The following is a 12,689-nucleotide window of genomic DNA, read 5'->3' on the forward strand; positions in this document are numbered from 1 at the left end:
GTATTCTCCTGTGGTGACACAGCAAGTCGGGGACTTTTGGGGTCGGGTGAAGGTTCTTCTGTTTGTTCCTATTATGTTCTCATGCGCTGCAGAGTCAAGCGCACAAACACGAGAGGCCGCAAAAGGAAAAGGCCCCGCACAGTGGCGGGGCAAACAAGCGTCACGCTTGGCTCTCAGTGACGCGGGGGAGTGCTCGCAAATGACAAGCGAGCAAGGGCACCATAAGACTTTCGTCTAATGTCGGGGAAGGTCTGATTCGGCGTTTCCGGTACGGTTGTGAAAAAAATTGCACTTTTCGGTGTTTAGGTCGGCGACAAGCCAACAGTGGGAAGGGCGCGGCTGATCGTCTTCGCGGGCCGCCGTCCCGGCATGGTCCGGGAATGCATGGCATTTTCCGCGGAGTTTTCTGACCGTGTGGTTCCTGCTGCGAGACATTTGTCCACTTTCGTCCCTGCCACCTATTTTTGGGCTTGCATCCAAGTGCCCGAGACTATAGGGGTTTCCGCGGTCCGGAATGTAGCGCAGCCCGGTAGCGCACTTGACTGGGGGTCAAGGGGTCGTGGGTTCGAATCCCGCCATTCCGACCATTTTTCCTTCCTCCTCTACACTTTACGCAGTTCCGTACGGAACCTTGCGCGTTCACCCGCGTTCTCGACGGCCGGCGTCGTTTGCCGGTGATATCGGCAGCGCGAGGAGACGGAAATGGAAGATGCAGGTGTCGGCTGGATTGCGGCCATCATCATCGGCGGTATTGCGGGATGGCTCGCCGAAATGTTCATGAAAAGCAATATGGGCGTGCTGATGAACATCGTGCTCGGCATCGTCGGCGCGATGGTTGCGAACCTTTTGCTCGGCCTGATCGGCGTCTCGCTCGGTGGCTGGATCGGCTATCTGATCGCGGGCTTCATCGGCGCCTGCATTCTCATTGCGCTGGCACGGGCGATCAGGCGGTAAGATGCCGCGCCAGGAAGACGTGTTCGATCGTCAGGAACCGCCGCTCCGAAGGGACGGCGGTTTTTCGTTTCATGTGATCAGGCTGCGATAGATGGCTTCCGTTTCACCCACCATGCGGTCGAGGCGGTATTCAGGGCTGTGGGCGCGGGTGAGGGCGGCGGCGGTGTGGCGGGCGAGGTGGCCGGGCTCGCTGAGGCGCAACATGGCATCGGCGAGGGCCTCTGGATCATCGGCGTTCTTCAGGAGAATACCGTTCTCGCCGTCCTTCAGCACCGTGGAGACGCCGCCGACATCGGTGAGAATCAACGGCTTGCCGGCAGCCGCGCCCTCCAGCATCACATAGGACATGGCCTCGTAGCGGCTCGGCATGGTCAGCACGTCAATGGCCGCCATCGCCTCGACGCCGGTAAAGCCCGTGGTGAGGTTGATGCGTGTGCCCTGGCCGCTTGCCGCGACCTGCCGGCGCACCTCCGCCTCCATATCGCCTGTGCCGATCATCAGGAGATGGGCGTGCGGCACGCGTTCGGCAACGCGCACGAAGGCCGCCACCAGCCGCTCGGGCGCCTTCTGGTGGCAGAGGCGGCCGACGAAGCCGAAGAGCAGCGCATCCATGGGGATGCCGAGGGCCTGCCGGACGGTGGCGCGGGAATCGGCGGGCGGCGTTTCGACGCCGTTGACGACGATCGACAGCTTTTTGCGCGGCATGCCGAGTGCGCGGGCATGGGCATATTCATCTGCGGAAACGCAGATGACCCGGTCGGTGAGGGTGCGGGCGAGCAGCTTCTCGATCGAGCCGTAGACCTTGCGGCCGAGCGCGCCGAGGCCGGGATCCATCGTGTAGAAGGCGTGCGGCGTATAGACCCGCGGGACATGACGGCCGGGCAGGCGCAGGCGCGCCAGCGCACCCGCCTTCGAGCTGTGGGCATGGATGACGTCGAAGGGGCCGGCGCTGCGCATGACGGCGCGGATTGCCCGCCAGGCACGGAGGTCCGATGGACCGGGGGCGCGCGTCATGGCGACGGTGTGCAGCCCGGCAAGGCCCAGCGCCTGCAGTTCCTCGACGAAACGCGTTTCCGCCCGCAATGGCGAATAGATGGCATGCACGGCATGTCCATGGGCCGTCAGGCCGCGGCACAGGTCGATGAAATGCCGGCCGGATCCGCCGCCGCCGGTCTCCAGCACCTGCAGGAGGCGCATCTGCCGTGGAACCCTGTCCTGTTTTCTGCTCATGGTGCGGTCAGTCCGGGGCGATCTGCCTGTTGTGGCGCTTCTCGAGGGCAAGGCATCCCCAGACGACCCCGAGCAGCAGATAGAAATGCCGCCAGTGATCCGTGTCGATGACGAAGCCGATCGCGGTGTGGCCGACGATGGTGATGTAGGAGATCATCAGGAAGGGTTGCCAGGGCCGGTCGCGCAGGAGCGCCTTGAAGCCGGCGGCGAGCGTCCAGACGATCAGGGTGAGGTAGGAGACGAAGCCGAGCCAGCCGTAGGTGGTCAGCGATTTCAGCCAGATATTGTGCTCGTCCTCGGGAAACATCTTGCTGAATTCCATCGGGCCGATGCCGAGCGGTTTTTCCATCGCCATGAGGAAGCCGATGCGGTGGCGCTCGAAACGCCCGAGATGGCCGCCGTCATATTCCTGCACGAGCTGGGTGCGGCTGGAAAAGAGGTTCGCGACCTTGTCGAATTGCAGCGCGACGACGAGCGCCATGACCATCAGGCCGGCTGCCGAAAGGCTGAGGATCAGGATCTTCAGCCGGAAGGCGCCGGTGCGCTCCTTCAGCAGCATGACGAAGACGAGTGCCCCGACGCAAAGGAGATAGAGCCCCCAGGCCGCACGCGAGAAAGAGAGGAAGATGCCGAGCGCCAGGATCAGCACGCCGACAACCTTCAGAGGCGCGCCGAGGATGCGCCCGGAAAGCAGGCCGTAGAGCAGGTAGAGCGAGGGACCGACAAGGAACGGGCCGAAGACGTTCGGATCCTGGAAGGCGCCCTTGGCGCGGTCGTAGAGCGTGAAGGCCTCGGAGCCGGGAAAGGCGTGGAAGTAGCCGAGAATGCCGAGCGAGGCGGTGATGAGCGCGCTGGCCACCCAGGCGCGGAAGATCAGCTCAAGCCGCGCCGGCTTCGCCTCGATGATGGCGGCGAAGAATACGCTGGAGAGCGCCAGGAACAGCGAGACGGCGATGTAGAGCGGACCGACCGAGAGGTCGTCGACCATCGTCAGCGATAGCATGCCGCCGATGTTGAACAGGACGAGCAGCACGAGCAGCGGCGTGATGGCCCGTGAGATGCGCAGCCCGACGATCGCCCAGAGGGTGATCAGCCCGGCCATGAAGAGCTCATAGGGGGCCGGCTCGCTGATGACGAAGCCGGAGAGGAACACCCCGAACACCACCAGCAGCGAGCCGATGATGCCAAGGGCTGCACGCTGCGGCTGGAACGGTGGAGCGTAGGGGAGGACCGCGTCGCTCAATAGGCGTTTTCCGTGTTGAGCAGACGGAAGGGGGTCATGAACAGGATCTTCAGGTCCAGCCAGAGCGACCAGTTCTCGATGTAATAGAGGTCGAATTCGGTGCGGAAGCGGATCTTGTCGTCATGGTCGATCTCGCCGCGCCAGCCGTTGATCTGCGCCCAGCCGGTGACGCCGGGCTTGACGCGGTGACGGGCGAAATAGCTTTCGACAACATCGACATATTTGCGGTCGTTCGACTGCGCCTGGATGGCATGCGGCCGCGGGCCGACCAGCGACAGGTCGCCCTTGAGGACGTTGAAGAACTGCGGCAGCTCGTCGATCGAGGATTTGCGCAGGAACCGTCCGACGCGGGTGACGCGCGGGTCGCCCTTCGTCACGGCGGCCTTTGCCGTCGGGTCGGCAAGGTGCGTGTACATCGAGCGGAACTTGTAGACCTCGATGACCTCGTTGTTGAAGCCGTGCCGCTTCTGCTTGAAGATGATCGGGCCGGGCGAGGACAGCTTGACGGCGATGGCTGCGCCGAGCATCACCGGCCAGAGCAGAAGCAGTGCGACCACGCTGAAGAAGACGTCGAAGATTCGCTTGGCGACATTGTCCCAGTCGGCGATCGGCTTGTCGAAGATGTCGAGCATCGGCAGGCTGCCGATCTGGGAGTAGCTGCGCGGGCGGAAGCGCAGGCCCTTGGAATGGGCGGCAAGGCGAATGTCGACCGGCAGAACCCAGAGTTTCTTGAGAAGCGAGAGGATGCGCGCCTCGGCCGAAAGCGGCAGCGAGATGATCAGCATGTCGATCCGCGCAAGCCGGGCGAATTCGACGAGTTCGGCGACATTGCCGAGTTTCGGATAGCCGGCGATGATCGCCGGCGAGCGGCGCTCGTCGCGGTCGTCGAAGATACCGCAGATGCGGATGTCGTTCTCCGGCTGGTGTTCGAGCGTACGGATGAGCTCCTTGGCCGGTTCGCCGCCGCCGACGATGACGGCGCGGCGCTCCATCGTGCCGTTGCGTGCCCAGCGGCGGATCGAATAGGCGATCATCTGCCGCTCGATGACGAGGTAGACGGCACCTGCCACGAACCAGGAGGCGAACCAGACGCGGGAATATTCCTCACCCGACTTGAAGAAGAAGACGATGAGCGCCATCGCGCCGAAGGCGAGCGCCCAGGCGGCGAGGATGCGCGGCGTCATGCGCCAGGGCGAGCGCAGTGCCGGAACCTGATAGGCATCGGCCAGCTGGAGCATCAGGACGCCGATCGCCGCTCCGCCGCCGAGAACGAAAAGGTAGAAGACGGACAGGCTCATCCCGCTGACATAGAGCACATGAATGCCATAGCCGAGCGCCAGCAGCGCACCGAATTCGAAAAGGCGCAGGAGGCCGGTGATCATGCTCGGCGAATAGGTGTCGACGCGGAACTGTGCGGCGATCTTCCGGGCGAGCGGGTTGAGCTCGACAGGGCTGTTGGCATCCTGGTTCTCGCCGGGTGCGGCGACCGATATTTCGGATACCTTGCGCCTCAGCGCTTCCGGATCGAAGGAGACGGGTTTATCGACATGGTTCATGGCACGCACCTGCAGGGAGCTCTGTCCCGGAAATAGCACGAAGCCCCTAAGAAACGTTTACGTTGCGGTTGCCGCAGCGTCAGGTGCTGTGCCGATTTCCGCCGGTCTGCCGGGTGAGGATGTCACGATAGAGGTCGAGCAGGGCGCCGGACATGGTGGAGGCGGAGAAGGACGCTTTGAACCCCGTCGGTTCGGGCATCACTCTGCGCGGCCAGTCCGCATCGGTGATGGCCCGGGCCATCAGGGCGGCGAGGCCGTCTGGATCGCCCGGTTCCGTGAGGGCGATGCTGTCGCGACCGAGCACTTCAGGAATACCGCCAACGCGGGTGGTGATGACCGGCTTTCGCGCGGCGAGCGCTTCCAGCACGATATAGGGCATGGCCTCGGCGCGCGAAGGCACGATGACGTTGCGCGTGAGCGCGAAGGCGTCATGCGCCTTCATGGCCGGCAGCATGCCGATGCGCCGGCCGAGGCCCATGCGCAGCATCATGTCCTCGTATTTCGCCTTGTCCGGTCCGTCGCCGATCATCAGGGCGGAAAGCGGACGGCCAATCCGGCGCTCCGTGCGGGCGAAGGCCTCGACGAAGACATCGGGGCCCTTCAGGTCGCGCAGCATGCCAATATAGAGGAAGTCGACGGCGTCCTCCCGGGAATAGACGGGCTCGAAGTCGCGGTCGTGGATGCCGTTGTAGATGCGCTCCGCCCTGACGCGCGGTCGGCCGACACGGGCGGCATAGGCCTCCCGCTCGTAGTCGCAGACAAAGACGAGCGCATCGCCGAGCCTTTCCAGGAGGCGCTCGGCGGTGAGAATCGCCATGCCGGTAGCCGTGCGGCGATTGTAGTGCAGACTGCCGCCATGCGGCGAATAGAGGCGGGCTACGCGATACCTGTTGACCCGCAGGGCTGAGCCGATGAGCCGGGCAATGGCGCCACCCTTGGCGCCGTGCCCGTGCAGGACATCCGGCTGCAAACTTTTTATTTCGTGATAGCTGCTCCAGAACGCGCCGATGTCGCGCGGGCTGATCGACCGGCTGATCGGCAGGCGTGTGAGGCCGAGCGAGAGATAGGGGCGGATTTCATCGAAGAGGCCGTCCTCGTAGGAGCTGCCGGTGAGACTGTCGCAGACGATTCCGACGTCATGGCCTGCCTTCGCGTGGAACTCGGCGAGATCGCGCACATGGCGAAAGATCCCGCCGATAGGGGAGCGAAAGCAGTGAATGATGCGCAGGGGCCCATCGTCCGCCATTGTGCTTAGAACAGCCGTTCGCGGACATAGATCGTGTCGCCGGCCAGCACCGGATCGGAGATGGACACACGGCCTGTGAGAATCTTGCCGTTGATCTTGCGGGTAACGTCGACATCGCCCTGGTTGGCGCGCGGAGAGAAGCCGCCGGCCACGGCAATGGCGTTCTGGATCGTCATGCCGGCGACATAGCTGTACTGCCCGGCCTGGCCGACTTCACCCATGACATAGATCGAGCGGTAGCGGTCGACCTCGATGGAGACGTCCGGGTCGCGCAGATATCCCTGCTTGAGCTTTGTCGCGATGACGCGCTCCAGTTCCTGGATCGTCTGGCCGCGTGCCGGCACTGCGCCGATGAGCGGGAAGGCGACATAACCGGCCTGATCGATCGAATAGGTGTTGCTGAGGCCCGCCTGCTCGAAGACGGTGATGCGCAGCCTGTCGCCGCTGTCGAGGCGGTAGGGCTGAATGGTTGCCTCGTGGAATGCCTTTGGGGCGGGGCGGTAGCCGCTGCAGCCGGCGACGGCCGGCACGATGAGCGCCAGCGCAAGCAGCATGCCCTTATTGATCGTTGCGAATGTCATTCGCTTTACCCAATCCCGGAATCAGAAGTCTGGAGCCCGTTATCGATCCGTTAGGGTTAATGGCTGGTAAAGGCGCAGCAAGGATGGGCAGGAGGACACGGATTTTTTTCGCAAGGGTGGTGAGAGGGAAGGGCAAGACAACCGCCGATAATTAACCCTTGCGTTACCATGTTTGTTTACCTTGCGCGGAAATCGTGGTGTTTGGAGTTGGGATATGTCGGGCGCAAACAGCCAGCAGGATGTCGATATCGATCTTGGCGGCCTTTTCGGCGCGATCTGGCGCAACCGCATGCGCGTGCTGCTGGCCACGGTCGCCTGCGCCGGCATTGCCTTTGCCGGCGCCAGCCTGGTCACGCCTCGCTACAAGAGCGAGGCACGCCTTCTCATCGAAACGCGCGAACCGGCCTTCACGACCGGCTCCGACCGCACGCAGGGCCGCGATCCGCAGCCGGCGCTCGACGAACTCGGCATCGCCAGCCAGGTCCAGCTCCTCAGATCCGCCGACCTCATCAAGCAGGTCGCGCGCAACATGAAGCTCTATGAACTGGAAGAGTTCGACCCGGCGGCAAAACCCTCTGCCATTTCCGACCTGCTCGTTCTTTCGGGCTTGAAGAAAAGCCCGCTCGACACCGAACCGGAAGAGCGCGTGTTGAAGGAATTCACCGACAAGCTTGCCGTCTATCAGGTGGAGCGCTCGCGCGTCATCGGCATCGAGTTCTCCTCGAAAGACCCGCGCCTGGCTGCTGAAATCCCCAACGAGATGGCAAAGGTTTACCTCTCGCTGCAGAGCGGGGCGAAACTCGACACCAATTCCGAGGCGACGCGCTGGCTGGAGCCGGAAATCGCCAACCTGCGCGAGAAGGTGCGCGAGGCCGAGCAGAAGGTTGCCGAGTATCGCTCGCAGTCCGATCTCCTGCCGACCGGCGAGAATTCCAACTTCGCCGCGCGCCAGCTCACCGACATCTCGACGGAACTTGCCCGCGTGCGCGGCGAGCGCGCCAATGCGGAGGCACGGGCCGAAAGCGTGCGCGCCGTGCTCAAGACCGGCGGCGCACCCGACACGCTGAGCGATGTCGTCGGCTCGCAGATGATCCAGCGCCTGAAGGAAAGCGAAGCGCAGATCCAGGGGCAGATCTCCGACCTTTCCACCTCGCTGCTCGAAGGCCATCCGCGTCTGAAGGGGCTGCGCTCGCAGCTCGTCGGCATCCGCGGACAGATCAAGTCGGAAACGCAGAAGATCCTGTCGAGCCTCGAAAACGAGGCCAAGACCGCCCAGCTGCGTGAAACCCAGCTCCTGCAGCAGCTCAACACGGTGAAGGCGAACAGCGCGCGCGCCGGCGAGGACGAAGTCGGCCTCAAGGCGCTGGAGCGCGAGGCGACCGCCCAGCGCCAGCTGCTCGAAACCTATCTCGCCCGCTACCGCGAGGCGACCTCGCGCACCGACAGCGGTTCCACGCCGGCCGATGCCCGCATCATCTCGGCCGCTGTCGAGCCGACGGAGGTGGCCTTCCCGAAGATCGTGCCGATCACCGTCGTCGGCGGCGTTGCGGGCTTCATGCTGAGCGCGATCGCCATTCTCCTCGCCGAACTTTTCAGCGGCCGCGCGCTGAAGCCGGTCGGTGCTGCCGCGGCGGTGCCGCTGCGGCGCGAGGAAGAGGTTGTCGAGGATGCGCTCGAGCCGGAGGCTGCAGCGGAAGAGCCTGTGGTCCAGAAGACGCCCGTCGTGCGCCGCGATCCGGTTGCCCGCTTCGACCATGTTCCGGTCCGTGATGCCGAAGCCCCCACGAAATCGCTGCTGGCCGATATCGAGCCGGACGAGGAGGAGCTGCTGGCCGATGAGAGCGAAGACGATCTGCTGCTCGACGAGCCGGAGCCTGAGGAAGAGGAAGTCGAGTTCTCGATTGCCGCCGTCGCCCGCTATATGATCGAGAACAACATTTCCGTCGCGATCTCCGTCTCGCCCTCCGGCGACCGTGGTTCGACCGCCACCGTCATGTTGGCGCGCCGTATTGCCGAGGAGCACCGCAAGACGCTGGTCATCGACCTGACCGGTTCTGCCTGCCCGACGCGTCTGATGGCTGATTCCGCCCACATGCCGGGCATCACTGATCTCCTCGTCGGCGATGCCGTCTTCGGTGACATCATCCATGGCGACCGGTTGTCCGGCGCGCACATCATTCCGCGCGGCAATGCCAATATCAAGCGCGCCATGCGCGGCATCGACCGGCTGGCGATGGTCATTTCCTCGTTCGCCGACGCCTATGACACGGTGATCGTCGAATGCGGCCCGGCCGACGTGGAGGGCGTGCGGCGCCTGACGCGCGACCAGGAGACGGATGTTCTCCTCTCGCTTCCGGGGGCCGAGGAGGACGAGATCGTCGAACTGATCGATGCCTTCGGCGAGGCTGGCTACAGCGAAGTCATGCTGATGACGGGAGAGGGAGCCGAGCCGCCGCGCTATCCGGGCCGTCGGGCGGCGTAAAGGCGGTCAGTCCACACTGTCCTCGTGCGGACGCGCTGCCTTGCCGGAGCGCAGGCGCTGCAGGAAGGCATAGACCTGCGGGCTCTGTTTTATGCGACGTTTCGCGCCGGCCTTGGCCCGGTGCAGCGCGGCGACCGTCGCGCCGGCCAGTGTCGTCGGCCAGAGCACGTCGTGCTGCCGCGTCTCGATCGTGCACCAGGAGCGCTTGTAGGGCTGGTCACCAATGCCGAAGTCGAACAGGCGCACGCCTTCACCGCACAGTTTGCCGATCGCAAGGTAGAACAGGAACTCGCCGGGGCTGGCATCCGCAGCGATCGTGTCGTCGATCGAGCCGAACTGGCAGATCACATGGTCGCCCTTGCGCGACAGGCCGGCAATCGCAGCAATACGGCCGTCATTCTCGCCCCTGAGGCGCACGGCGTGGAGCTGCAGCGGGTAGCTGCCGTCCGTCTCGGGTACCGATACCAGTCGCCGGAAGAAATTCCGTGTGCTCGCGTCGCGAAAGACGTCCGGCAGGCCCATGGCGTCGAAACGGGCGGCCTTCTGCTGGAAGAAGGTTTCGAGCAATGCCCGGCTTTCCGCGCCGGCCTCGGCGATGATGTGTTCGTAGCCGCCAAGCGCCATCAGGCGGCGTTCGGAGGCGCGGAACTTCTTGCGGCGGCGACGGGCATTGACCTGCGCCAGCGTGCGTTCGAAATCGGCGAAGAGCTCGATCTGGAAGGCGGCGTTCTGGTTCAGCACCGCGGGCAGATCGGAAAAGGGGCTGGCTTCGCCGCGCCAGTCGAGCGGCATGTTTTCCAGAAGGAGGATGTCGCAGTGCCGGGCAAGCTGGCTGCGCGCCGTCTCAAGCGCCTGCCGAAGCCGGGGCGGGGCGGCAAGGGTACGGAAATCCCGCGAATAGAGGCCCGTATTGATGTTGCTGAACGGGGCGGCGAGAAAGCGGGCGATGCGGATCGGCCCGCGGCGCACGATTTCGAAAGGCAGCAGGAGATGCGTGCACCCGGCGGAAAAGCCCTCGACAATCAGAAGCCTGCAGGCATGGCTTTCCACCCAGGAACGGCACCAGTCGTAGCGCTGGTGGAGCGAAAGCGCGTTTTCCGTTTCGAGTGCCCGCCAGCAGGCCTCCACCGGTTCCATCTGTTCGTGCAGGCGTATCGACAGCGGCATCGGTGAACGTGCTTGGCCGCCGCTCTCGCTCGGCGCCAGATTGCCGTGTGCAAGGTCGTGCTCGGACGGCATAATCTGGAAATGGAGTTGCATCGCTCCCATACCTGGCTTTCGTGCATTCGGTTGCCGCAGCGACACCATAGGCGCTAGGCTTGCGCAATTGGTTTACATCCGCTGACCCTGCCCGGTATGCCCCGTGAAATCGGCCGGAGCGGTTAGCAAGTCGATAACGGGAACAATGGGCGGAGCGCCCGCCGGCAGGAGGAGCCCATGCAGACCTGGCGACCGCCGCAGAAAATCCACGTGAAGGTGTTGGGCCTTGCCTGGCACGCCGGCCGGCTGCTGGCGGCGGAAGTGACGCGCGACGACGGCACGGTCAAGGGGGTGCGCCCGCCCGGCGGCTCCATCGAATTCGGAGAGACACGGGAGCAGGCGCTTGCCCGCGAGTTCCGCGAAGAGCTCGGCTGCGAGATCGCCATAGATGGGCCATGGACGACCTTCGAGAACATCTTCTGGCATGAAGGCGCGCAGGGCCACGAATTCGTTTTCGCCGTGAACATCTACCTGCTCGACGAAAGCCTCTATCGGCGGCCCGAGATCACGCTCGTCGAGCATGACCGCTCCATCTGGACAGCACGCTGGTTCTATCCGCTAGCGCTGCCGGCCGGCGTGGAGCTGTACCCCACCGGCCTTGCTGCCCATCTTGAAAAATGACCTATTCGTCGCGCGGCTTGCCGGGCTTTTCCATCCACTTGATGATCAGCATGGCCGGCAGGATCCACAAAAGGCCGGTCACGGTGAAGTAGAGAAGGTGGATATACCAGGGCGCTTCTCCAAGCGTTGCGGCGGCAATGGTGGTCGCGACCAGCGCATAGACGAGCACGAGGATGATGATCAGGATCGTGCCGATCAGTTTTCGGAGGCGAGGGGGCATAGGCAGTCTTTCGATTGGGTAGCGGCAAAATGGCGCGACGGCATGCCGCAAAGGTTCGGGCCTTGTTTTGCACGGGCCGGTCAGGCAAATCAACGCCACAGTCCTTCCCGCTGAAGCCGCGCGCGCGGTTTTGCACCCGGAAGGACGCGAGAAAGGAACCGGAACGGCGGCCGGCCCGCCATTCCGGAAAAGGAGCCGAGACGATGAGCGCCACGACCGCGACCGCATACCGCAGCCCCAGTGACACGGACAGGATCGACCGCGACCGCCGCCAGGTGCGCCGCTGGCTCGGTTTCGTGCTGTTCACGCTGTTCGTGCTGGTGCTTGTCGGCGGCGCGACGCGGCTCACCGAATCGGGCCTCTCCATCACCGAGTGGAAGCCGATCCACGGTGTCGTGCCGCCGCTCACCGACGTGGAGTGGCAGGAGGAGTTCGACCTCTACAAGCGCATTCCGCAGTACCAGCAGGTCAACAAGGACATGACCGTCGAGGAGTTCAAGACGATCTTCTGGTGGGAATGGGCCCACCGGCTGATCGCCCGTTCCATCGGCTTCGTCTTCGCCGTGCCGCTCGCCTTCTTCTGGCTGACCGGCCGGATCGAGAAGAAGCTGCGCTGGCCGCTGGTCGGTCTCCTGGCGCTCGGCGGTTTTCAGGGCTTCATCGGCTGGTGGATGGTCTCGTCGGGCCTTGCCGAACGTGTCTCGGTCAGCCAGTACCGGCTCGCCACGCACCTCACCATCGCCTGTCTGATCTTCGCCTGGACGGCATGGTTGATGCGCGTGCTCTCGCCGCACAGCGACGATGCCGCGCCGACGGACCGTTCTCGCCGCATGGCCGGCATCATCGCCTGCATGGCGATCTTCCAGATCTATCTTGGTGCGCTCGTCGCCGGCCTCGACGCGGGCCTCACCTACAACACCTGGCCGCTGATGGACGGCGCCGTCGTGCCTGGTGGCCTCTTCGTGCAAAATCCCTGGTGGATCAACCTCTTCGAAAACCCCAAGACGGTACAGTTCGTCCATCGCATCGGCGCCTACGTGCTCTTTGCCCTCGTCGTCATGCACATGATCGCCTCGCTGCGTGCCGCGCCGGAAACGACGCATGCCCGCCGCGCGCTGGTTCTGTTCGGCCTCGTCTGTCTCCAGGCGACGATCGGCATCCTGACATTGATCTGGCAGGTGCCGCTCGGCTGGGCGCTGGCGCATCAGGGGGGAGCGCTCGTCGTTCTCGGCTTTGCCATCGCCCATTGGCGCGGGTTCTACGGTGAATATCCAAGGGAGATCGCGGACGACTGAT

At 64.1% G+C, this 12,689-nt stretch carries 11 protein-coding genes and 1 tRNA gene; 5 read left to right on the plus strand and 7 right to left on the minus strand.

What is annotated here, in order from left to right:
• The first annotated feature begins 510 nt into the window (after window positions 1–510).
• Together EXZ48_RS07060 and EXZ48_RS07065 are read left to right on the plus strand one after the other, a co-directional pair.
• Window positions 511–587, plus strand: a tRNA-Pro gene (locus EXZ48_RS07060).
• A gap of 115 nt (window positions 588–702) precedes the next feature.
• Window positions 703–954 carry a GlsB/YeaQ/YmgE family stress response membrane protein gene (locus EXZ48_RS07065; protein ID WP_050743002.1) on the plus strand — a complete coding sequence of 84 codons (252 nt, stop codon included), beginning with the start codon at window positions 703–705 and terminating at the stop codon, window positions 952–954.
• 69 nt (window positions 955–1,023) lie between these two features.
• Here EXZ48_RS07065 and EXZ48_RS07070 read toward each other — a convergent pair whose 3' ends face one another.
• The 5 genes from EXZ48_RS07070 to EXZ48_RS07090 form a co-directional block, all read right to left on the minus strand.
• Window positions 1,024–2,184: a glycosyltransferase family 4 protein gene (locus EXZ48_RS07070; protein ID WP_130515003.1), complete on the minus strand. Its 1,161-nt coding sequence runs from the start codon at window positions 2,182–2,184 to the stop codon at window positions 1,024–1,026.
• Between the two features lie 7 nt (window positions 2,185–2,191).
• Window positions 2,192–3,427 (minus strand): O-antigen ligase, encoded by a 1,236-nt coding sequence (locus EXZ48_RS07075; RefSeq protein WP_050743004.1) that lies wholly within the window; start codon window positions 3,425–3,427, stop codon window positions 2,192–2,194.
• Window positions 3,424–4,983, minus strand: a complete 1,560-nt coding sequence (locus tag EXZ48_RS07080; protein ID WP_023513717.1) for an undecaprenyl-phosphate glucose phosphotransferase — start codon at window positions 4,981–4,983, stop codon at window positions 3,424–3,426. Before EXZ48_RS07080 ends, EXZ48_RS07075 begins: the two co-directional genes overlap by 4 nt.
• Window positions 4,984–5,062: 79 nt before the next feature.
• Window positions 5,063–6,229, minus strand: coding sequence for a glycosyltransferase family 4 protein (locus EXZ48_RS07085; protein WP_130515005.1), 1,167 nt, complete (start codon window positions 6,227–6,229; stop codon window positions 5,063–5,065).
• Between the two features lie 5 nt (window positions 6,230–6,234).
• Entirely contained in the window at window positions 6,235–6,783 is a 549-nt protein-coding gene (locus EXZ48_RS07090; protein WP_371260038.1) for a polysaccharide biosynthesis/export family protein, read from the minus strand.
• A gap of 241 nt (window positions 6,784–7,024) precedes the next feature.
• Here EXZ48_RS07090 and EXZ48_RS07095 point away from each other — a divergent pair, with 241 nt between their 5' ends.
• Window positions 7,025–9,292 (plus strand): exopolysaccharide transport family protein, encoded by a 2,268-nt coding sequence (locus EXZ48_RS07095; RefSeq protein WP_130515006.1) that lies wholly within the window; start codon window positions 7,025–7,027, stop codon window positions 9,290–9,292.
• 6 nt (window positions 9,293–9,298) lie between these two features.
• Here the strand turns inward: EXZ48_RS07095 and EXZ48_RS07100 are convergent, their stop codons facing one another.
• Window positions 9,299–10,552, minus strand: a complete 1,254-nt coding sequence (locus EXZ48_RS07100) for a GNAT family N-acetyltransferase (protein ID WP_245461965.1) — start codon at window positions 10,550–10,552, stop codon at window positions 9,299–9,301.
• Between the two features lie 177 nt (window positions 10,553–10,729).
• On the opposite strand from EXZ48_RS07100, the gene EXZ48_RS07105 reads away from it, so the two are divergent.
• Entirely contained in the window at window positions 10,730–11,173 is a 444-nt protein-coding gene (locus EXZ48_RS07105; RefSeq protein WP_023513722.1) for an NUDIX hydrolase, read from the plus strand.
• Window position 11,174: 1 nt separating this feature from the next.
• Here EXZ48_RS07105 and EXZ48_RS07110 read toward each other — a convergent pair whose 3' ends face one another.
• A complete protein-coding gene (locus tag EXZ48_RS07110; protein ID WP_023513723.1) occupies window positions 11,175–11,393 on the minus strand; it encodes a DUF2842 domain-containing protein in 219 nt (72 codons plus the stop codon).
• Between the two features lie 203 nt (window positions 11,394–11,596).
• On the opposite strand from EXZ48_RS07110, the gene EXZ48_RS07115 reads away from it, so the two are divergent.
• Complete coding sequence (locus tag EXZ48_RS07115; protein WP_130515008.1) at window positions 11,597–12,688, plus strand: COX15/CtaA family protein; 1,092 nt, start codon at window positions 11,597–11,599, stop codon at window positions 12,686–12,688.
• Window position 12,689 lies beyond the last annotated feature (1 nt).

The sequence above is a fragment of the Shinella sp. JR1-6 genome (assembly GCF_004284735.1).
In the GTDB taxonomy this organism is placed as follows: Bacteria; Pseudomonadota; Alphaproteobacteria; order Rhizobiales; family Rhizobiaceae; genus Shinella.